15 protein-coding genes are annotated in these 22,796 nt (G+C 65.6%); 4 read left to right on the forward strand and 11 right to left on the reverse strand.

Annotated features, from left to right (window positions below; genetic code table 11):
- The 3 genes from menD to VIQ49_RS04395 all read right to left on the reverse strand — a co-directional run.
- On the reverse strand, positions 1-1,621 hold a 1,621-nt coding region (menD, locus tag VIQ49_RS04385; protein WP_331881231.1), incomplete at its 3' end, for a 2-succinyl-5-enolpyruvyl-6-hydroxy-3-cyclohexene-1-carboxylic-acid synthase.
- Positions 1,622-1,727: 106 nt separating this feature from the next.
- The gene (locus VIQ49_RS04390; protein ID WP_331881234.1) at positions 1,728-2,582 is read right to left on the reverse strand and encodes a type IV toxin-antitoxin system AbiEi family antitoxin domain-containing protein; all 855 of its coding nucleotides are present in this window, start codon (positions 2,580-2,582) and stop codon (positions 1,728-1,730) included.
- 83 nt (positions 2,583-2,665) lie between these two features.
- Positions 2,666-3,139 (reverse strand): MarR family transcriptional regulator, encoded by a 474-nt coding sequence (locus VIQ49_RS04395; protein WP_331881237.1) that lies wholly within the window; start codon positions 3,137-3,139, stop codon positions 2,666-2,668.
- A 75-nt stretch (positions 3,140-3,214) separates the two neighbouring features.
- Between VIQ49_RS04395 and VIQ49_RS04400 the strand changes: the two genes are divergently transcribed.
- Both VIQ49_RS04400 and VIQ49_RS04405 read left to right on the forward strand, forming a co-directional pair.
- Positions 3,215-4,312, forward strand: a complete 1,098-nt coding sequence (locus VIQ49_RS04400; protein WP_414731574.1) for an AbrB family transcriptional regulator — start codon at positions 3,215-3,217, stop codon at positions 4,310-4,312.
- Between the two features lie 44 nt (positions 4,313-4,356).
- The gene (locus tag VIQ49_RS04405) at positions 4,357-5,607 is read left to right on the forward strand and encodes a saccharopine dehydrogenase NADP-binding domain-containing protein (protein WP_331881240.1); all 1,251 of its coding nucleotides are present in this window, start codon (positions 4,357-4,359) and stop codon (positions 5,605-5,607) included.
- 108 nt (positions 5,608-5,715) lie between these two features.
- Here VIQ49_RS04405 and VIQ49_RS04410 read toward each other — a convergent pair whose 3' ends face one another.
- A complete protein-coding gene (locus tag VIQ49_RS04410; RefSeq protein ID WP_331881242.1) occupies positions 5,716-7,824 on the reverse strand; it encodes an Rv1355c family protein in 2,109 nt (702 codons plus the stop codon).
- 366 nt (positions 7,825-8,190) lie between these two features.
- Here VIQ49_RS04410 and VIQ49_RS04415 point away from each other — a divergent pair, with 366 nt between their 5' ends.
- Positions 8,191-8,949, forward strand: coding sequence for a hypothetical protein (locus tag VIQ49_RS04415; protein WP_331881244.1), 759 nt, complete (start codon positions 8,191-8,193; stop codon positions 8,947-8,949).
- Here the strand turns inward: VIQ49_RS04415 and VIQ49_RS04420 are convergent.
- Complete coding sequence (locus VIQ49_RS04420) at positions 8,907-10,091, reverse strand: GGDEF domain-containing protein (RefSeq protein WP_331881247.1); 1,185 nt, start codon at positions 10,089-10,091, stop codon at positions 8,907-8,909. The genes VIQ49_RS04415 and VIQ49_RS04420 overlap by 43 nt on opposite strands.
- Before the next feature lie 276 nt (positions 10,092-10,367).
- On the opposite strand from VIQ49_RS04420, the gene VIQ49_RS04425 reads away from it, so the two are divergent.
- A complete protein-coding gene (locus VIQ49_RS04425; protein ID WP_331881249.1) occupies positions 10,368-11,621 on the forward strand; it encodes an EAL domain-containing protein in 1,254 nt (417 codons plus the stop codon).
- 1 nt (position 11,622) lies between these two features.
- On the opposite strand, the gene VIQ49_RS04430 is transcribed toward VIQ49_RS04425, so the two are convergent.
- The 6 genes from VIQ49_RS04430 to VIQ49_RS04455 form a co-directional block, all read right to left on the reverse strand.
- Positions 11,623-12,594, reverse strand: a complete 972-nt coding sequence (locus VIQ49_RS04430; protein ID WP_331881251.1) for a sensor domain-containing diguanylate cyclase — start codon at positions 12,592-12,594, stop codon at positions 11,623-11,625.
- Between the two features lie 127 nt (positions 12,595-12,721).
- Positions 12,722-12,877 carry a hypothetical protein gene (locus VIQ49_RS04435; RefSeq protein ID WP_331881254.1) on the reverse strand — a complete coding sequence of 52 codons (156 nt, stop codon included), beginning with the start codon at positions 12,875-12,877 and terminating at the stop codon, positions 12,722-12,724.
- A gap of 98 nt (positions 12,878-12,975) precedes the next feature.
- Positions 12,976-13,818, reverse strand: coding sequence for an ABC transporter permease (locus tag VIQ49_RS04440; protein WP_331881256.1), 843 nt, complete (start codon positions 13,816-13,818; stop codon positions 12,976-12,978).
- Positions 13,815-14,762: an ATP-binding cassette domain-containing protein gene (locus tag VIQ49_RS04445; protein WP_331881258.1), complete on the reverse strand. Its 948-nt coding sequence runs from the start codon at positions 14,760-14,762 to the stop codon at positions 13,815-13,817. The genes VIQ49_RS04440 and VIQ49_RS04445 overlap by 4 nt, the downstream gene beginning before the upstream one ends.
- Complete coding sequence (locus tag VIQ49_RS04450; RefSeq protein WP_331881260.1) at positions 14,743-16,530, reverse strand: DUF4012 domain-containing protein; 1,788 nt, start codon at positions 16,528-16,530, stop codon at positions 14,743-14,745. The genes VIQ49_RS04445 and VIQ49_RS04450 overlap by 20 nt, the downstream gene beginning before the upstream one ends.
- 13 nt (positions 16,531-16,543) lie before the next feature.
- On the reverse strand, positions 16,544-22,796 hold a 6,253-nt coding region (locus VIQ49_RS04455; RefSeq protein WP_331881262.1), incomplete at its 5' end, for an amino acid adenylation domain-containing protein.

The raw sequence follows: 22,796 nt of genomic DNA on the forward strand, positions 1-22,796 counted from the left end.
TGGCCGTGTGGATCGATCGCAGCGTCGAGCGGTCGGTCCGGACCTCGATCACTTCGATGCCGTCGCCGGACTCGTTCAGCGCGGCGGGTAGTTCGGCAAGAGTCACCAGCCGATGCGGGGTGCCGAAGCCGGCGCAGACCGAGGCCAGGGCAGTCCGGTGCGGGGTTCCGAAGACCCGTTCGTACGCGCCCAGGTAGGCGGGGCCGGAAAAACGAGGGTCACCCTGTTCGAGCAGGCCGAAGATGCCGCCACCGTCGTCGTTCGCGACAACGATCGTCAACCTGTCGGGACGTGGTTCGGCTGGGCCGATCAGCAGGCCGGTGGCGTCGTGGACAAAGGTCAGATCGCCCATCAGCGCCACCGTGCGCAACCCCGTGGCCAGTGCGGCGCCGATCGCGGTCGACACATTCCCGTCGATACCCGCGACCCCGCGGTTCGACAGGACCCGCACGTCGGGTCCGACCCGACCGGCCAGTGCGACATCGCGGATGGGATTGGACGCACCGACGACCAGTTGGTCACCGGGCGCCATCGCCGCGCTGACAACCTTCGCGACGTGCAACCCGGTGACGACCTCGGTGGCATCGAGCTCCAGGTCGACGGCGTTGACGGCACGTTGATGCGCTTCTGCGCAGGTCTTCAGCCAGACCTCGTCCGCGTCCCCGACAACCTCGGCGCGCGACCCGGTGGCCAGCACATTGCCGGACACATCCGGCCACCGCGGACCGGTGGTGAGGGCGTACACCCGCACATTCGGGTCGGCGAGCAGTGTCGAGACCTCGCGATGAAGCGTCGGTCGACCACAGATGATGGCCTGGGCGGGACGCAACGCCGACAACGCCAGGGGATGGAGCGGATTCTCGGGGGCCGGCGCGGTCGGCTCTGCCACGGTTGGCAAGGCGGCCAGTTCGGGCCGATGCCCGGCGCCGTGCCCGGAGACCACCACCGTCGGTTCACTGATGTCGATATCGACGGGCACGTCCAGCTTCCCGACAGCGGTCACGGTCCACGGGGCGCCGTCGGGCCGTCCGGTGAAGGCGCCGAGGTCGTCGGTGGGTGCGGTCCCTGGGTCGGGGACAAGCGGCTCGCGCAGTGGGATGTCGAACTGGACCGGCCCGGCATTGCCGGTCCTGGCTCCGCGAGCCGCGGCCAGCACGCGCCCGACCGCCGACCGCCACTGACTGTTGGTATCGAGATCCTGCTCCGCCAACCCCAGACTGATCGCCGCCCGCACCTGGGTTCCGAAGATCCCGAACTGCTCGATGGTCTGATTGGCACCCGACCCCAGCAGTTCGTACGGCCGGTTGGCGCTGATCACGACGAGCGGAATCCGGGCGTAATTGGCCTCGAAGACCGCCGGACTCATGTTCGCGACGGCGGTACCGCTGGTCATCACGATGGGTACGGGCTGCCTGGACGCCGCAGCGAGTCCCAGCGCCAGATACCCGGCGGTCCGTTCATCGACCCGCACATGAAGTCGCAGCCGGCCGGCCGCGTCGGCGGCGTGCAACGCAAACGCGAAAGGCGCGTTGCGTGAGCCCGGACACAACACGGCTTCGGCCACGCCACCGCGAATCATCTCGTCGACGATCACACGCGCCTGCAGGGTCGAGGGATTCATGAGTATCAGGCTAGCGGCGATCAGCAACCCGGCTTTCCGACGATCCCCGTTCGTCGCGCTCCAACATCGTCCCCGTCAGCGGTGGCCGAGGGCGCATTTCCCTCCGCTACCCCTCAAGGGACCGATTGTGGCGACGGATCCGATGCCGATCGGTCCGGGTGATCGACCGGATGTCGGCCAGTACCTCGTCCCAGCCGTACAGGACGTCGTCGTAGGTGATTCGCATGGTCAGCCACCTCTCGACCAGCGCCCTGCGGTCCCGGCGACGATCATTCTGATAGTTCTCGAGCGACGTGTGGTGGGCTTTGCTGTCGCATTCGATCAGCAATCTGCCCACACGTAGGTCCACCCGCCCGACGTACGCGATACCCGGCTGCACCTCGACAGCGAATCCTGCTGCGCGCAAACGTAATCGCGTGATCGACTCGGTGCCGGACTGCGACGACGGATCGCATCTGGCCATCAATTCCCGAAGCCGCACCGGCAGCACCCCCATCTGTGCCTGCAGCTCCGGCACGGTCGATTCGGCCGAGTTCAACACCGAATCGCATACGACGATCCAGTCCTCGTCACCCAGGCAGCGCGCCGCGCACCCCAATGCCACGGGGATCGGGTCGACCGCTGTCGTGACCGGAACCGGCCGGCCATGGCCCTGACAGAATCGGCCCCGCTGCTGCTTGCCGTGCTTGCTGACCCGCACGTGCGCCTGCCCCTGGCCAGGTGGAACCCAGATCTTGTGAAACCGCAGCGCCGATACACAACTCAACGCGCCACCCCGTCTGACCGCCTCCACGACGCCCGCATCCGCCGCAGGTGTCGCGTACCAGCCCTTTCGCAGCCTGATCAATGAGCCATCCCGTAATCGCCTGCGCAGGGTCGCGCGGTCGTACCCCGCATGCTGCAATTCGGCGCTGGTGAACACCCCTGTCTCCACGACTATCAGACGCGGCAGATCGCGCAACGGACCACTGTGGGCGCAACCGGGCCCGTGACTGACCATGAAGGGCAGATTTCCCTCGAGTACCCGTCACGGGGACGGCAATGTCAGCCTTGGCGGCGCACCGGGTCGGTCCGGTCCGGGTGATCGGCCAAATGGCTCAGAATCGGTATGCACAACATCAACAGTCCGCGTTCGGTCTCGCTCAGTCCGGCCATCGCGGCGGCGAGCCATTCGTCGCGCTGGCGGCGATCCTCTTCGAGGAGCGGACCGGCGATGGCGGTGAGTTCGACCATCACCCGACGACGATCCGTGGAGTCGGGGCGTCGGGTGATCAGTTCCAGTTCTTCGAGCCGATTCAAACTCAACGTCAGCGACTGCACCTTGACCTGTGCCCGTTCTGCCAGGTCGACAACGGAACTGGCGCCGTGGCGTTCCAGGTCGCCGAGCAGGGCCACCTGTGTCATCGTCAGACCATGTGCCGGCCGCTGCCTGCGCGCGCGGCGAGACACCGCTACCATCGCCTCCCGAAGCCGGGTGGCCTGCTGGACGTCGATGGGCTTGGTCTCATCCCCTGTCATACCAAGACTCTACTTGCGTTATTCTCAGATATCACCTGCTCGATGGAGCATTTTCACAAGAGTAGAATTGCCATAGTGATGCGTTGGATCGGATTGATCGGACTCACCGCCGCGGCAACACTTGCCCTCTCCTCAGTCGGCATTCCCTCGGCGGCACTGTTTGCCGGCCTGGTGGTGGCAGCAGGGCTGGCGCTTGCCGGCCGGGCGCCGCTCCCCCGTGGCGATCGACCACCCATGCCGCGGACCTTCGGTCTGGCCGCGCAGGGCGTGCTCGGGGTGTACATCGGAACGCTGATCTCACCCGACACCCTCTCCGGCCTCGGATCGCATTGGCCGGCCGTGGTGGCGGTTTCCTTTGCCACGCTGGCACTTTCAGTGATCGGTGGCGCCCTCCTGGGGCTGCATCGAAACGTGGATTCCCTAACCGGTTCGCTGGCGTTGGTTGCCGGCGGCGCCTCCGGATTGGTGGCGTTGACCCGTGAACTCGGCGGCGACGAACGGGTTGTCGCGGTCATCCAGTATCTGCGGGTTGCGATCATCACGATGTCGATGCCACTGGTCGCGATCTTCGTCTTCGGCAAGTCGGTATCGGGTGGCGGCGGGGAGTTCGCGGGCAACACCGGCAATCAGTGGTGGGGACTTCTCATGTTGGCGGTCTGCATGATCGCGGGCTACAGCCTCGGGTACCTGGCCCGACTACCAGCGGCCGGCCTGCTCGGACCGCTGATCTTCTCGGTGGCCGGGCAACTCCTCGTCATCACCACCTCCGCGGCGGTCCCGGTCCTCCTGGTGCAGTTGGCGTACGCGGCCATCGGCTGGCAGGCCGGACTGGGCTTCACCCGCTCATCGCTGATCGCCATCGGCAAACTGCTGCCGCCGGCCACCGCCCTCATCGTGGCCATCGCGGCCGCCTGCGCCGGTATCGGCGCGTTGCTGAGCATGTGGACCGGCGAGTCGATGTTCGACAGCTATCTGGCCACCACACCCGGCGGGATCTACGCGGTGTTGGCGACCGCGTCGGCCACCGGGGGCAACATCGCCTTCATCGTCGCGGCACAGATGCTGCGCGTGTTGTTGATGCTGTTAATCGCGCCCTTTGCCGCCCGCGGCTATCACTGGTGGCTTCAACGCCGCCACCAGGCCCGATCGCCCACATTCACCCCGGCCGGCTGACCGAACCGAAACCCGACAACAAACGTGTTCAGTATGGTCGGGTCATGAGTGATCGCGAGTTCGACATTGTTGTCTTCGGAGCGACCAGTTTCGTCGGAAAACTGACGGCCGAATATCTGGCCGAGCATGCGCCGCCCGGCATCAAGATCGCCCTGGCCGGCCGCAGCGAGCACAAGCTCTCGCAGATGCGCTTCGACCTCCCTGCCCCTGCCAACGCCTGGCCCCTGATCATCGCCGACGCCGATTCACCCGCGTCGCTCGATGCGATGACCGCCCGCACCAGGGTGCTGTGCACCACCGTCGGCCCCTACCTGAAATACGGCGAGGCGGCCCTGGCCTCGGCAGTCAATTCCGGCACCGACTACGTCGACCTCACCGGCGAGGTGCCCTTTGTCCGGATGTCGATCGACAAGTTCGGCGACCAGGCGAGCGCGAACGGCGCACGCATCGTGCATTCGTGCGGATTCGATTCTGTCCCTTCCGATCTCGGCGCCTACCTGCTGCACAAGAAGATCAGTGCCGACGGCGAGGGCACAATGGGCGACACCACGATGATCGTGCGCAGTTTCCGCGGCGGTATCAGCGGCGGGACGATCGACTCGATGCGCGTCATCGCGAAGGAGGCGTCGAAGGCCGAGACCCGGCGGACGCTGCTCGATCCGCACGCACTGTCCACCGGCCCCGGCGAATACGCCGGAATCAAACGTGGCGCCGAACCCAGCGATTTCAGCCTGGTCGACGCCTCGAAGGTCGATCCCAGCCTCAAGGGAACGCTGGCCCCGTTCTTCATGGCGAGCGTCAACACCCGGGTCGTACGCCGGTCGAATGCGTTGCTCGACAATGCCTATGGCGAGAAGTTCCGCTACGGCGAAACGATGTACGTGGGCAGCACCCCGATCGTCTCGACGGTGATTTCCGCAGCTGTCGCCGCCGGGACCGCAGCGTTCCTCGGCGCGATGTCGATCGGCCCGGTCCGGGGCGTCCTCGACAGATTGCTGCCGAAGCCCGGCGGGGGTCCCAGCGAAAAGGTTCGGGAGGCAGGTCATTTCACCACCGTTACCTACACAACCACCACCACCGGCAAGCGTTACCGGTCCCGCATGGTCGCCAAGGGCGACCCGGGATACAAGGCCACCGCGGTGATGTTGTCGGAGTGTGCGTTGTCGCTGGCATTGGACCGCGACAAATTGCCGGCCCGCTCGGGGATCCTGACCCCGGCCGCGGCGATCGGCGATGTCCTCATCGACCGCCTGCGTGCCGCCGGTTTCAAGCTCGACGCCGAACAGCTGACCTGACCCCGACTCCTCCGCCCCTCCCGCAAACGAGCCGGAAATACGAAGACGAGCCACATATTTGTGGCTCGTCTTCGCATAGGTGGCTCGTATGCGGGGGGTAGGGGCGAGTCAGATCACCGGGCGCCGACGACTCACCGATGGCACGAACGGCGTCCGGGACAATCGCAACACCGCCGCGACCGCCTCGCCGTTCTTCAGCCCGAACAACTCATCGAATCGGGTTGCCAGACCGAACAATTCCTCACCCTTCGCCTCCGAGACCGCAGCGCACTCGGCGGTGCCCTCGGCATAGAGGAACGCCGGTGTGATCGGTTGGACAGCCAGACCGAGGGTCTGCGCCCGAATCCAGAAGTCCTGCATCGCAACGCCACCGCGCACGTACTCGTCGGCACTGCGCCCGGCGATCGTCACGAGCGCAAGCCCCGATGACGTCATCACCCGCCCCGTAGCGTCCGCCCCGAGCGCCGAACCCGCGCCCCAGGCATCGAGATGGGCCATCACGTCCGGACGGCGCAGCAGCGCGAGCAGCGGAGCCTGCTGCGGCATGAGTGCCAGATCATCGATCTCGATACCGGTGTCGGAGGCGGCATCGGTGGCCGCAACGATCTCCGCCATCATCTCGGACTGCAGGTCCGGATCCAGGTACCGTAGGCGCTCGGCCGCGCCCGCGATGGACCCGAACGCCGCGATGGCCTCGGGATCGGTGATCAACCTGATCTGTGCCCCGTCGAACTCATGCGCCCTCAGCGCCGACACCACGTCGTCGCCGAGTTCGCTGCGATCGCCGAATCCCCTGTTTGTCCGTCGCTCCAGCATCGGCCCCAACTGCGCCGCCGCCGCGTCTGCTTCCGAACCGAAGTCGAGCCGCACAGAGATGCCGTGACCGGTACCTTCGATCGCGGTCTTGCCGAGCAGACCGGCAGCCGAGGCGGCGATCGTCATGTTGCGCAGCACCGCTCCCAGCGCCACTGCCGAGGCCCGCCCTCCGACGTCCAGCGTCGACCACTGTGACACGTCCGGCGCTGCCGTCACCCCGGAGTCATCTGTTTCGAAACGCCAGGGCTGTGCGTTGCCCAGCGAGGGCGCTCGAGACCCGGCATAGATCACTGCCTCTCGCGCGTCGAGGGCCGTGTATTCCGCCCGCACGTCGACGGCAGTTCGTTCGGCCGGTTCGGCAGCCAGGGCTGGTTCGGCCAAGTCGTCGAGGATGGAGTCGAGGTCGACCCGGATGCGGCCGGACGGCAGGGGCTCGCCGCGGACGATCCGCCGGACGGCGGCTGCCACCGTCGCGCCCCCGAGGGCCACGTCGCCGCCGAGTTGCGGCCAGGCAGAAAGGGTTCGGCCCATTTCGAAAACCGACGCCGCCATTCGCGACGTCAGGCGGTCGCCGTCGAGAATTCGGAGCGCAAACGGCACTTTTTCGGCGGCCGACAACCCGGAAAGCGAGGCCGCGTTGAAATCGCCGAGGAGCCCGTGGAACAATGGACGATCCGGTTCCAGATCAAATCGTTCGACGTCGAGAACACCACCGTCGCTGGTTTCCATGATGACCGGGATCCCCAGTGCGCGAGCCCTGTCCCGGACCAACACCTTCGCGTCGAACGAGTCGCATTCTTCGATGACGATATCGAGGCCGTCCAGGAACTCGTCGATGGTTGATTCCTGAACACCCTTTTGGTGCACCCGGACGTCGAGATACGGGTCGATCTCGGCGATTCGCCGGGCCGCGACCACGGCTTTGTTGAGGCCGATGTCAAAAACCGAGCCCGGTACCCGGTTCAGGTTCGACAATTCGATCTCGTCGAAATCGGTGAGGCGCAATTCGCCGCACAGCCCTTCGAGCGCCAAGGTGTGCGCGACCGCGTGCCCGACGCTCAGCCCCACGACACCGACCCGCAAACCGCCGGCCCGGTCCTGCTCATCGACTGTCAACTTGTTGCGGTTCCGGTCCAGGCGCAGCCTCCGGTACCCGGACGGACCGAGCAGTCGGATGACCTTCTTTCGCCAGGGGTAGTAGATCCAGCGCGCCGGTTCGTCGACAAAGTCCTTCGGCAGTGGCGGAATCAATTCACCGACTGCCGAAAGCTGCTGATCCACCGGATCCAAGAAATCGATTCCTGGCGTGGCCCGCAGATTCTCGAGCCGGTTCAATTCTTCCGAATTCTGGTCATCGAAAACCTCGACGACGGCCAAAGATTCATCAGCCTGATCGTTCACTACACCATCCTGTTTTATTTTCGGCTCAAGTTTCGAAGGGAACTGAAACACCGATCCTGACGGTATACGGCGCGCTCGATTCCCACATCCCATGGCACAAGCCACATTCGGTCCGCCGAATTGGACACCCGATAAGAACACTGTCCAAAGTTGCCGTCCAAACAAACCGGACGGACTGTTATCGGCGAGGGAGATTGACACACAGTGACATAACGACCGACAACAGCGACAATACGACCGGGGGAGAGGGAGCGGAAGCCACCAAAGCATTAGATATCGGCAATATCATCGTTATATCCCACACCATCTATCACAAATGACAAGATGGCAATCGAGCGCACCCGCGCTCCTGTCAAGGAGACCCCATTGACCACTGCATTCGTCCCCGACCGTAAATCCGCGCAGATCGCCACCGCTTCGCGCGATTTCACCGCCCAGCTCATCGACGAGCGCAGCGGGACCACACTGATCGTCGGCACTCCCCGCTCGGTGCCCGACGTGTGGGTCGATTACCTCGACGGAGCCCGCAAGAGCTATGCCAAGCACGGGGTCGAGATGGCACTCGAGTACGACGACGTCGTTCGCGGTGATTGCACAACCCTGTTCTACGCAGCCCTCGACCACACCGGCTCGGTCATCGGCGGCGTTCGCGCCAAAGGACCCTACACTTCCGCGATCCAGTCGCATGCTCTGCTCGAATGGGCAGGTCAGCCCGGCCTGGAGATGGTGATCGACGCGATCGATTCCCGTGTCGCCGAGGGCGTGGTCGAGATGAAGACGGCCTGGGCCGCAGACGGCCCCGCTGCTGCAGCGGTTGCGGGGATGCTCGCCCGAGTCGCGCTTCCCACGATGACCCTGACGGGCGCGCGTTACATCATGGCCACCGCCGCCGACCACGTCCTGCGTCGCTGGGAATCCTCGGGCGGCCGAGTGGCCGAAGACATCCCCGCCTCGCCGTACCCCGATGCCCGCTACCAGACCACCCTGATGTGGTGGGACCGCAACCGCATCGCACTGGACGCGAAGCCGAAGGTCCTGGCACATATGGTGCAGGACACCCAGATCCTCGCCGCCGGCGCGACTCAGAGGGACTGGTCGTCGACAAATGGCGTGGTGGCAGCCTGATCGCGGGCGGCAGTCTTCCGCCGGCGAACGATCTCGAGGTTGCCGACCCTTCGCTCGTCCGCGACGAACTCGATCTGGGGCTCGTTCGGCGGACCGGGAACCCAGACGATCGGCGCACACGTGCGGGAGATCACCTTGTTGCGGCCGGCGTCTTTGGCCGCGTACATGCAGCGATCCGCTTGCCGGGTCAGGAAGTCGATGACTTCGTCGATGTTGGGGCGACCACTCGCCGAACGGATCAGCGGTGCGTAGATGGCACCGATGCTCATGGTCACGCCGCATTCGGCCTGAATCCGGCGGCGGATCTGTTCGGCGAGGTCGACGAGCTCTGCAGCGCTGGCCGACTCGGTCATCACCACGAACTCTTCCCCACCGAACCGGCTGATGATCGATCGCGGTGAAACCAGCTCTTCGATGGCCGCTGCCGCGGCGATGAGTACAGAATCACCGGCTGCGTGCCCGTGGTTGTCGTTGACGAACTTGAAGTTGTCGAAGTCCATCATCATGAACCCGATGGCCTGTCGGGTCCTGACGATGCGTTCGAGCAGGTCGCCGTTCCGGCTCAGCAGTCCCCGTCGGTTGAGGACACCGGTGAGGGGGTCGGTATCGCCGAGCATCGCGACCTTGCGGAGGACGGAGCCCAGCGACTGCCGCAGCGCCGCGACCATGAACACCGGCACAAAGACTGTGGTCACCGCGGCGCCGCCGGCAACGAGGAGTGCCACCCCCGATGTCGCGTTGACCGACGACAAAAGCAGCGCCAGAACCATTGCGAACAGGGTGAACGATACCGTCACCCGCCGCGACGAACCCATCGCGGCGATGGCCGGGATTGCGGCGAGCAGGGCCACGATCGCTCGTGCCGCGGCCGGGTCGGTCACCAGATAGGCGGACCACGCGATACCGACCATTCCGCCGAATCCGAGTAAGGCGAATTGAGTGTCAGACAGACGGCCGACATAGAACGTGACCCCGAACGAGAATGTGCTGAAAAGCCAGATCGCGACGAGGTACTTCATACCCCCGGAGACGATGAACTCCGGTTGCAGGAATGCGAACAAAGGCAATCCGAAAGCGCCCGCTGTACTGATCAGTACCGCGGTTGATCGTGAATCGAAACGCTCAGAGAACCTGTTGCCCACCGCGATCAGCTATCCGAATCCCAACATGCAGCACCGCCAGCACCGGACACGCGAGCACCCGAGCCATTGTGACGCTGCTGAACCTTCAAGGCGCGAAACTCCACTCAGCGCCGGCCCCCAATTTGGGAACAACCTTTGTCAGTCTAGACAGTCCGCGAACTTCCAGCCATCCCAAGTCCAGATCCGTCCGCTCGCGGTAGACTCAACAACCGAACGAGGCGCAGGGTGTGCACGCTCCGGATAGCTTTTGCGCCGGATGACCATCGGGGGTTGTGCATGTCAGAGTCAACCCTGCCACCGGAGCCGACGGTGGCGAACCGCGAAGCGATACAGTCCCGCACCGCCCATATCGACCATCCGTCCCTCGGAGTCGTTCTCGTCTGCATGGATCCCACCGGTCTCCTCGCCGCCGCGATGGGATGGAACTTCGTCAGCAGACTGCGACCTGCCGTGGCATCCGCCTTGAGAGAGAAATTCGGCGAACATCCCATTGTCTGGGAGGGCCCATGCGACCACCTGGTTCTCGTGTTCTTCGATGTGGACAAAGCCGACCCGGAGACAGTTGAGCGCGACCTCGCCGAGCGTCTGTCGCGCCAGGTGGACGTGGATGGTCGATCCTTCTTCATCCCCACCTACCTCGGCATCGCGATTGCCTCCGAAGTGTCCACCGCATGCGATGCAATCGACCTGGTTCGAGCCTCAGGCGCTGCCGTGCATCAGGCGATATTGTCCTCGGCGACGTCTGTTCGTGCCACCGCGGACTCGATTGAACTGCTCCAGCAGGAGGTGGCGGCGACCACCGAACTGGCCAAGGCGATCGGCAGCGACTTCTCGCTGCACTATCAGCCGATCGTCGACCTCTCGACGCGACAGCGGGTCGGATTCGAATCTCTCCTGCGATGGCAGGTCGGCGACGAACTCCGCCTTCCCGCCGACTTCCTCGATGCAGCCGAGACAACATCCTTGATCGTCCCCATCGGCCGGTGGGGCCTGACCGCCGCCCTCGGACAGTTGGCGCAGTGGCAGCGCAAGTCCGGTGACACAACGCTGTTCATGTCGGTCAACTTCTCCGCGCGCCAACTGGTCGACCGCGGGCTGGTGCAGCATGTCGCCGACGCGATCGCGACGTCCGGTGTTCCGGCCGCCACGGTGTGGGTCGAGGTGACCGAACGCAATCTGATCGAGACCGGCTCCCCGGCGGCGCAGACGCTGCTGGAACTCGATGCCCTCGGCTGCACGATCTGCGTCGATGACCTCGGGACCGGTTTCGCGGCCTTGCGATACATGGTGGAGCAACCGGTGCAGGTGGTGAAGATCGACCGGTCCCTCGTCTCCAAGGTCGGCATCGTCGAGCCACTCCGCAGTGTGGTCGGGGCGGTCTGCGCGTTGTCGGCGTCGCTCGGAATACTCACAGTCGCTGAAGGAGTCGAGAGCGAAGACCAGGTGGACAAACTCCGCGACCTCGGATTCACCCACGCACAGGGGTTCCTGTTCGGCAAACCCGCGCCGGCGACAGAATTCGAGTTCTGAGCTACTGATCGCTCTCGTGCAGGGCGTCGAAGTCGACCGTGTGGCCGCCGCCTCTGGTGCGCGCGTGATACATCGCGGTGTCGGCAGCACTGATGATGTCTTCGGCACTGCGCCGATCGCCCGGCAGGATGCGTGCCATCCCCACGCTGGCCCGTAGCCGCACCTGGGTCCCGTCGATCTCGGACGGTTCGGTCAGCAACACATGGACGAAGTCCGAGACGTCTTCGACGTCTTCCTCATCGACATCGCGCAGGACGGCGACGAACTCGGCGCCCACGACGCGCCCGATCAGATGCGGTTCGGGCAATTCGTCGCGCAGACGCTCGGCAGTCATCGCCAGGGCCCGGTCTCCGCCCAAATGGCCCAGCGAGTCGTTCAGTTGCCGGAGTTTGTCGAAGTTGATGACCATCACCACATCGACCTTGTGCCGATCCGTCGAACGGACGGTCCCCAGCAGTTCGTTGATGTACCGGATCACGTATTTCAGGTTCGGTAGCCCGGTCAGCGCGTCACGTTCGCCGTCCACCGCCAGGCGCTCGTGCATGACCCGCATCTCGGTGACGTCGGTGAACGACACGACCACCTGTGATTCCGGATCCGCGGGCGACAGCAGCACGGCATTGCAGTCGAGCCAGACACGCTCGCCATCGGTGCGGTCGACGCCGAGAATGATTCCCGATACGGCTTCCCCGGCGTCGAGGGCCCGGCGGTTGGGGAAGTCGGCAGCCGGCAGACGCGCGCCGGAATCACTCCGGAACACCCCGGAACTCGACTCGTTGAACTGGAGTTTTGCGCCCCGCCGGCCTGCCAGTTCGAGAATCCGGTGTGCGGCTGCGTTGGCCAACTCGATCTTGCCATCGGCCGAGAGAACCACCAGGCCACCGGACAGCGAATCCATCACCATCGTCAATGACCGGGGGGTCCAAGCCGGCCAGTCCTGCCGCACTCCGCCCCTCGTTTCGATCAACCGCATCTCATTCCTTGCTTGCCCCACACCCGGCACTTGTGATCCTAACGATCACACTATTGTGCGTTACTCGCGCAGGAAATGCGGTAAGCATGAAGCAACTGGGCCGATTTGGAGTGTCAATCGTGACAATTCAGGAGGCCCAGGGCTGCGAATCGCCGTCCCCGGTGCGTCCGCTGGAATCGTCGGCAAGGTCACGCAGGCGCACCGCGCGGCCGACAGCGATTGCCACCACAACCGACACGACAAGCCACGCGACCACCGCAACAGTGACCCATAACGCGAACATGGCGACCATTCTGCCAAGAGAACCTGAGAAAACCACCTATTCAACGAATCAGGCGTGACCTGTGTCACAGTGACGCCCGAGGTGTTCGGGGCGTGGGGTCAGATCCGTTTCAACGCCAGCGACGCGACGGGTCCGGCGATCGCCAGGATGACGCCGATGGAGATCAGAGAGTAGGCCTGCGGGTTCTCCGACGCCCACGTCACCGGATTGGGCAACAGCGGATTGACCGTCACCGGATTGCCGAAGCATTCACGCAGGCTCTGTGCCACCGACGTGACCGGATTCCAGTTGGCGATCACCCGCATCGGTTGGGGCAAAGTGGACGCCGGGATGAAGGCCGACGAGATGAAGGTCAGCGGAAACAGGACCGTCAGCAGCAGGCTCTGTGCCGCCTCCGCCGATCCGGCCACCAAACCCACCACCGCGCCCACCCACGACAGCGCGAAGCCGAACAGGAGCACGATGGCGTAACCCGAGAGGGCCTGCCACAGCCCGGTGTCGATTCGCCAGCCGATCGCCAGCCCGGCCAGCGACATGACCACGAGCCCGACGACGTTGACCGACACATCAGAGATCGTGCGTCCGACGATCACGGAGAGCCGTGACATCGGAAGTGCCCGGAAGCGGTCGATCATGCCGTTCTTCATGTCGGTCGCCACACCCAGGGCCGTGAACCCGGCATTGAAGGCGACCGTCTGCGTCATGATGCCGCCGATCAGGAACTCCCGGTAGCGGTCGCCGCCGAGCGCCTCCCCGAAAACATACGAGAACAACAGGACGAACATCAGCGGCTGGAGCACCACGCCGAGGATCATCTGCCAGTTACGCAGGATGGTCCGGACGTTCCGGACCGCGACGACCTCGCAGTCGACCAGGAAGGTGGCCATATCGCGGGGCCGGGGACCCGCGATCGGTTGGGGCAGGGTCTGCGGTGTGGTCACGAGCGGCCGGCCAGGGACACGAAGACATCGTCCAGTGTGGGTTCGGAGACGACGGCGTCGTCGACGCCCATGCCGGCGGTGGCCAGCAAGGCGATCGCGCGCGCCATGTGCGGGCCGGCGTCAGGAGCAGAGAACGTCAGTTGGTTGCCGTCGACCACGATGTCGGTTGCGTCATCGAGTCCGGCCACGATCTCCGCCGCGGCGTGCGGGTCACCGCCGGGCGACAGCTGCAGGCGCACCTGCGCGGTACGCAGTCTCGACTTCAGTTCGGTGGGTGTGCCCCGGTCGACCACCTGTCCCCCGACGATGACGGTCACCGAGTCCGCGAGTTGATCGGCCTCTTCGAGGTATTGGGTGGTCAGCAGGACGCTGGTGCCCGAGGCCACCAGATCCTTTACCTCCGACCACAATTCGGTACGGCTGACGGGATCCAGACTCGCCGTGGGTTCATCGAGCAACAGCACGGGCGGCCGGATGATGATGGCACCGGCCAGATCGATCCGCCTGCGCATACCGCCGGAGTAGGTTCCGACCCGGCGCCTACTGGCTTCGACGATGTCGAACTGCTCCAACAGTTCTCGTGCCCGCACTGCGGCTCCGCGCCGGCCGAGTCCGGAGAGCCTGCCGATCATCACGAGATTCTCCAGTCCGGTCAGGTTGTCATCGATCGCCGCGTTCTGCCCGGACAGACCCATGAGACTGCGCACCCGATGCGCGTGCGTGAGCGCGTCGATGCCGTTGATGCGCACCGCGCCGCCGGTCGGTCGGAGCAAGGTGCTGATGATCCGTACCGTGGTGGTCTTGCCTGCACCGTTCGGGCCGAGCAGACCCATCACCGTGCCCGCCGGGACCACCAGGTCGATTCCCTTGAGCGCGTCCACACCTCGGTAGTTCATCCGCAGACCGGACACCTCGATCGCGTTCTCACTCGCAGGCAGGGACATCAACCCTCACCTCCGGGTCATCGACGAGGGGCTGCACGGGTACCACGGCCGCTCCCGCGGACGTCGGTTCTGTCATCTGGTAGGCGACGGTCACCGACTTACCGGCCGGAATCTTCACCTGCGCAGTCGCAAACGGATGGCCTAGTTCGGTGCCGGTGCTGAACAGCGCCGCCTGACCATCAACGGTGACCGCGTCGATCGTTGCCCCTGCGGTGGCGTAGAGCGTGACGCTCGCATAGTTCGTGCCGTTGGGCAGGTTCAGTTGGGGATTGCCGAGGTTGCCGATCACATACGGCGGCAAGCTCAGGTCGGACAGTGTGTTGGTCAACTGTGCTTCGACGGTGGAGGCCCGCTGGTCGCTGTCACAACTGCCCGCCTGGTAGGTGATCGACCTGGTGAGGTAGTAGTCGATCTTGTTACCGGAGAGGTTGCCCACCACCACATTTGCGTAGGGCGCAGCAGTTTCCTCGACTTCGTGGGCCAGCCCCGCATCACTCAAGAGCTGCTGCTCGGCGGCGTCGTTGCTGTACACCATGATCCGCTGCTCGTGCACTGAACGCCCAAGGGCCTCCAGCACTTTCGCGGTGTTGCCGTGCAACGCGGTGAGTTTGGTGATCGCCTTGGAGGCGATCTCCTGCAGGTACGCCTTACGGGCGACATTGTTGTCCGCGAATTGCTGGTACGAGGTCGACAACGTCAGTTCAACGACGTTGTCGCTTGTCACCTTCTGCCCGTCGCCCATCGTGATGGGGCCGGCGGCGTCGAGCAGGTAGCTCAGCGCGATGGGATCGATCGCGACCGCACCATCGAGCTGCGTACCCGATTGCTGCTCCCACATGGACATCCAGATCTGGGCCGCATAGGGAAAGTGCGCGCTGATGTTGCTGTTACGACTATCGGTGTACGGCCGGTTGATGCCGTAGTTGTAGTTGAACTCTTCGCCGAAGTCGACCGGATTCGCCGGGGGGTCGAGTTCGTTGTTCGCCCCCAGGTCGGCCACGTCGACGCGGCCGTCCACGGCACTGACCACGCCGAAACCGCCGAGCAGGCCACCGGTGGCCCGGGATTCGGCAGGGGTCTGAAATCCGAAGAAGTAGTTGCGTTCTCCGTTGTTGCCCAGCATCGGTGGCAACAGCCTGGCCGCGGTGTCGGTGCCCCGGATGAACCGTGACGATTCCGTCAGCTGGCCCAGCAAGTCGGTACGCGCGTCGGACACCGTGCCCAGCCACGAACCGTCGGTGCCTTCCACGTCGACCTGGATTTCCTCCGCGCGATCGGCGATGACCGCCAACTGTGGTTGCGCCTGCGCCAAGGCCGCGGTGTTGATGGCGCTGTCCTCGGTCCGGAGGTTGTCCGGGCTGATCACATCGGCCAGCTCGGCTGTCGGGGCGAGCACGTCGGTGGCGAGCGAGTCCACGGATTCTGTCATCTCCTGGACCGACTTCAACGGATCCCCCAGCCATGGGATGGCCGCCGCCGCCGACCAAACCGGGTTGTGCGCATCATCTTTGGCCAGCCCCGCCGACCTCACGGCTTCTTCGGCCGATGCGACGGCCTTGTCGGTGTCACCTGCGAGGAAGGCTCGCTGCGCGGTGGCGGCATGGCCCCGGGCCGAGTCGAGGGAGTCCTTCGCCTTGAGCGCCAGATAGCCGATATACAGCCCGGCCACCACGAGGAGCACCAGGACGGTGAGTACGCCGACGATCCACCATCGAAGTCGACGCGACTTCTCACTGGTGGTGGATTCGTCCGGTACTACGTCCGTCAACTCGTTCTCCTGATCACTTCGTCGGTCCCGGCGTCTGGCCGGGTTGTCTGTTCTGGTCTGCGGGCGGCAGGTGACGGACGACAGTTTCCGCTATCGCCGTCATCGCCTCGGCGGCACCCATCGCATGATGGACCACCGACGATTCCTCGATGGCCAGCGGCCCGGCCGACAGTGCCCGCCATTGCTCCGGATTCGGATTGTCCAGCGCCGATACGAAAACCGTGGATTCGGCTGTCGCCGGCTCCGGCACATAGTTGACCGCAGCGGTGACCGCCTCGGCGCACCGTATCCGGTACTGCTCGTATCGCTCGGGGTCGATGGCCCGCAGCGTGTGTTCGACCGACTCGTCGATCGCCGCTCCGCCTTCGGTGTCAGGGTCGAGACGGGGGTCGATGATAACGAGCAACTCGACGGTCGCCCCCGTCGCCGTCAGCTGACGGGTGACCTCGTGGGCGAGGACCGCCCCCAGTGACCACCCGAGCAACCGGTACGGGCCCACCGCCTGGTGCTGCCGGATCGTCGCGACATGATGTGCGGCCATCTGCTCGATCGAAACCAGGTGCGGCGCAGCCGGGTCGTCCAGACCCGGCATCTGCAGGCCCAGCACCGGTGTCGGCAGCACCTCACCGAGCGGCCGGTAGTCGAGCACCAGACCGCTGATCGGGTGAATGCACCACAGCGGCGTTCCCGTCCTGGCACCCGTGGACAGTTCCACCACCGCACCCAGACCCGAGTTCAGATCGGCGTACCGATCCAGGGCTGCGGCCAGGCCCGCAGGAGTCGATTGCGCGAACAAGACTGCCGCAGGTACCGGGCGGCCGAAACGGTTGGTCAGTGCCGCCGACGCCGAGGCGAGGAGCAGGGAGTTGCCACCGATCGCGAAGAAGTCGTCGTAGATACCCATCTCCGGGATCCCGAGAATCTCCCGGAAGACGTCCACCACAACCGATTCCGTCTCTGTCCGCGGCGCACCACCGGTCACGGACCACGACGGTTCCGGGAGCGCGGCGACATCCAATTTGCCGACCTGTGTGCGCGGGAGTTCGGGCACCGGGACGATCGCGGCCGGGATGAGGTGGTGGGGCACGGTCGCCACCAGCGAATCCAGGAAGTGTTCGGGTGTCGGTTGTCCGGGACCGGCGGTGGTCACGTACGACACCAGGACCGGGCCGGTGGGTCCGGTTCGCAACACGGTCAGCGCCGAGCGTGCCCCGGCGGAGATCAGCGCGGCGTCGATCTCTGCCGGCTCGACCCGCTGGCCACGGATCTTCACCTGTCGGTCGGCACGCCCCCGATACTCGAGCTCGCCACTCTGCAAGCGCCGCACCAGATCTCCGGTGCGGTACATCCGTTCGCCCGCCGGTCCGGCAACAAAGCGGGAAGCGGTCAGCGATGCGTCACCGTGATAGCCGTCTGCCAATGCCCCTCCGGTGAAGTACAGCTCGCCGACGGCACCGTCCGGCGTCGGACGAAGATGTGAGTCGAGGACGTGGGATCGCAGACCCGGCACCCCCCGACCGATGATCGCCGCGTTGTCCGGCTGCAGCGACCCGTTGGACGTACCGAGAACCGTTGTCTCGGTCGGTCCATACAGATTGCTCATGGAACGTCCCGGGCTCCAGCGTCGGACGAGTTCCGGTGGGCACGACTCACCACCGACATAGACCGAATGAACGCCCGTCAGCACCGACTCGTCGAGGGTTGCGAGCACGGATGGTGTCGCGAAGACCTGTGTCACGCCCAGTACCTGCAATTGCTCGGTGAGGGTCCGGCCGCTCGTGTCGTCGGCGCGCACCACTGCGAGCGTGGCCCCGGACCCGAAGGCCCAGACCATCTCGAGGATCGACGCATCGAAGCTGGGAGTGGCCAGGTGTGAGACCCGATCCCCCGCGCTCGCGGTGAACACCACCGGTTCCAGCAGGTTTCGCAGTCCACGGTGGGCCACGGTGACCCCGTTCGGCTGTCCGGTCGTTCCCGAGGTGAACAGCAGATAGGCCGTGTTGTCCGGGGTGAGTGGCACCCAGTCCACCGTCGGATCAGCTGTGCCCTGCGGCGCGGCAACGGCGACCTGGATGTGGACGCGGCAGTACCGCGGAGTGCTGCGATCTGCCACCGCGACCCTTGCACCGCTGACCGTCACCATCCGCTCGATACGTTCAGCGGGATACCGCGGATCGATGGGTACGTACACCGCACCGATTCGCGCGATGGCCCAGAAGGCGACCACCGATTCGAGACTGCGCGGCAACATCATTGCCACCGGGTCACCGACTGCGACACCCGCCGCGAGCAGGTCGGCGGCCACAACGGATGCCCAGCGGTCGAGCTCGGCGTAGGTCCGTGTCCTGACGCCGTCGTCCACGGCCACGGTGTGGGGGTGATTGCGCACCGAGGCCATCAGCATCGCGCCCAGGGTTCTCTCCTGGCCACTCGGCACCCGGTGCAGGCGGTGGGCACGCTCTTCTTCGGTGCGTAGGTCGGCAGACTCGAGCGAGACATCTTCTTCGGACACCAGCAGGCGCAGACCGAGCTTCCAGCGCAGTGCCAGTGTCTCGATGGCCCTCTTGTCGTACAGCGCGGTGGCGTAGGTGAACATCGTGGCACCTCGCCCGACGGTGACCTGCAGGTCGAATTCCGAACTCGGGCTGAGCCCGTCGGGTACCGGCCCACCGGCTTCGTCGTTCACCGACAACGTCACCTGCACGATGGGGTGCCGGCCCATCTCCCGGATGGGATCGAGCTGCGCCACGAGTTCATCGAAGGGAAGCAGTGCGTGATCGAGTGCGGCCAGGTCGGTGTCGCGGACCTCGGCGATCAGATCCGCGGTTGTCATCCCGGTGCGCAGTGTGGTGCGCAATGCCACCGTCGACACGAACATGCCGATCATGTCCGCCGTATCGGGATGCCGTCGAAGCGACACCGGTGTGCCGACCGCGACATCGTCTGTGCCACAGGCAATTGAGAGTGTCAGCGCCAGGGCGGCGTGGTAGACGTGGAACTCGCTGACTCCGAGCCGGCGCGCGGCGCGCTCGACGTCGGCGGCGATGTCAGATTCCACCGGAACAGACACCGTGGCGGTGGCGAGCGACCGCTGCGGTTCACGAGGTGCCGAGTCAGGCAATTCGAGGACCCCGGGGTAACCGGTCAGCGACTGCTGCCAGAACTCCAGCATCTCCTCTCGACGCCTGCCGTTGACGACGTGCAGCCACCGCGCCACCTGGCCGTACCCGACGGGCAACGGCGACAGCACTTCTCCCGCCATCACGGCGTCGAGGTCACGACGCAGCAACTCCGCCGACTGACCGTCCATCGCGATGTGATGCGCCACGATCACCAGGAATCGATGTCCGGACTGGTCGACCAGGGCCGCGCGCACCGGTACCGACGCCGTCAGTTCGAAACGCGTTGCCAGCAGCGTGCTGACGACGTCGATCACCTCGCGGTCGCCGAGTTCGACCACCTCTGGGGCCTCGTCGATCGTCACCTGGACGGGCACACCGTCCACCTCGGGGTAGCGCGTACGCAGGGGCGCGTGGCGGGCGGCCACCGCACGCCACCCTCCGTGAGGATCCGCACCGGGTGGTACGCCGACCACCACCGGCACCGAATAGAGCGGGCGCTCCGGCAGTATCTGCTGTACCAGCCACAGCCGATTCTGGGCCGGCGACAGCGGGATTGCCCCGATGTTCGGCGGCGCTCCACGGCCCGTCAACGGCGGAAGTTCTTCCGCGTCATCACCTTCGGCGTTGTCGAGCACATATGCCAGGGCCGCCGGGGAGGGTGCGGCGAAGACGTGGCGCACCGGCACCGACCGCGCGGTCGCCTCTCCGATGATCGCAACCACCTGCGTCGCCGACAGCGAGCTACCACCGAGATCGAAGAAGTTGTCGGCCCGGCCGACGGACTCGACCGGCACATCGAGCACGGTCGCCATCGCCGACGTGACGATGCGTTCGAGTTCCGGGTTGACCTCGATGGGTATTGCCACCACCGGCGCGGCCGGAAGGACTTCGCCGGTGAGCACGTGGTCATCGCCGAGGTCCGCGGTGCCGCGGACGGGGAATGGCTGGTCCGGCGCGATGGCGATCGCGCGCAACAGCTCCTGGAAGTCGATGAGCAGCCCGGCGGCGAGATCCTCGGGTATCGCCGGACCGTGGACCAGCGTGATGTCGAGCCCGCCGCCGGAACCGGATGCGAGAACCACCTCGACATCGTATTTCGGTGCAACGAGACCTGCGGTGTCCGAAACGATGTCAACGTTGACCCCGGGCAGCGACAGACCGCCTGACGACATGCCGCCCAGGGCTTCCTGATGCACCAGGAGTACCGAGGTCAGCGGATCGGATCCCGCGACGTCAACCGCGGCGGTGACGGCACGTGCCACGGCGTCGTAGGGCACATCTGCGTGGGCATGCGCGGTCAGGTCGGTGTCGCGCACTCCACGCAGCACCTCGCGAGCGGACTGTCCCGCGACGATCCGGGTGCGCAACGGCAAAGTGTTGACGAACATGCCCACCACCGATTCCCAGGCCGGGTCGTCACGGCCGAGCACGGGGGCACCCACCACCAGGTCGGCATGTCCGGTCCGTTGCGCGTACAGCGCGGCCAGCGCCGTGTGTGCCACATGGAAGAGGGTGGCGGATTCGGCCTGCCCCACCCGGGTCAGATCTGCGAGCATCGCCGCGTCGATCGACGCACGGACCACTCCCGGCGTTCCGTCCACCGCAGTGGCGGCGGTCCGGCCCGGTAGCCGAACAGGACCGGTGACGCCCTGCAGTTCCCGCTGCCAGAAGGCCAACTGCGCCGCGTATCGACTGGAGGGATCGGACGGGTCGCCCAGGCGAGCGGTCTGCCACTGCGTGAAGTCGGCGTAGGTGAGTTCTGCTGGGGTGCCGGTCTTTCCCGCGTAGGAGTCCACGAGATCGGAGACCAACAGTGGCATCGACCAGCCGTCGGCGGCGACGTGGTGCAGCACGAGTACCAGCCAGGTCTCTCCGTCGCCGGTTGTCAGGACCTCGCCCCGGAATCCGGGCTCGATGGTGAGGTCGAAGGGTGCGGTCACGAACTCGGCGACGCGCGCCGCGACATCTCCCCGGGGAATCTCGGTGACGGCCGGCTCGGTCACCTGCGCCGGGTCGCCAACGAGTTGCCTTGGACCCGAGACGGTCTGGGGATATGTCGTACGCAGGCTGCCGTGCTTGCGCTGGACGTGGGCAACGGCGTCGGCCAGCCTCGTGGGGTCCACGTCCCCATCGAGTTTCAGGACCAACGGGATCAGGTACGCGGTCGAGGACGGGTCGATCCGGTTGAGCACCCACAGTCGTCGCTGCGGATATGCCAGCCCGAGTTCAGCGGGCACCGGCAGGTGGCGCGGCGCGTCGTCGGACAACACCGACGGCAGAAGGTCCACGGCCGCTGCGAGATCTGCGAGGGTGCGGGCGTCGAGCACCTGACGCACCGTCACATCGCGGCGGGTCTGCTGACGCAGGCGGCCGGCGACCCGGCTCGCCGACAGCGAGGTACCGCCACCGGCAAAGAACTCACTCTCCCGCCCGATCGTCTGCACCGGGCATTCGAGGACCTCGGCCCAGATGTCGGCGACGATGAACTCGGTCGGGGTGTTCGGAGGCGTCACATCGTGAACCGTCACCGACGGTGCGGGCAGCGACCGCCGATCGAGCTTGCCGCTCGGTGTCATCGGGAAATGGTCGACCACCATGATGTGTGTCGGAATGTGGCTGGCAGGCAAGATGTGCCGCAGACGATCCCGCACCTCCCCGACCTCGCAGGGGTGATCGGGATCGGCGATCAGCCACGACACCAGCACCGGCGCGGGACCGGCGGCCGATATCCCCGTTGTCGCGCGCTCGACACCGGGCAGTGACATCAGCGCCGCATCGATCTCAGCGGGTTCCAGTCGGATGCCACGGACTTTGACCTGTTCATCGCTGCGGCCATGCACCACGAGGTCACCGGACGTGGTGCGGTGCACCAGGTCACCGGTCCGGTACATCCGCGAACCGGAGGACCCGAACGGATTCGCCAGGAACCGTCCGGCGGTGAGCGCACCGGCCCCGACGTACCCGCGGGCCAGCGCAGCGCCGGCGAGATACAGTTCGCCGACCACACCGTGCGGCACCGGCCGCAGCCGGTGATCCAGTATGTATGCGGTTGCGGCGGCCATCGAACGCCCGATCGGTATCACGGAGCCCGGCACCACAGACGGATTGGCGGTGACCGCGATCGTCGCCTCGGTGGGTCCGTAG

This window comes from Williamsia sp. (genome assembly GCF_036566845.1).
GTDB lineage: Bacteria > Actinomycetota > Actinomycetes > Mycobacteriales > Mycobacteriaceae > Williamsia.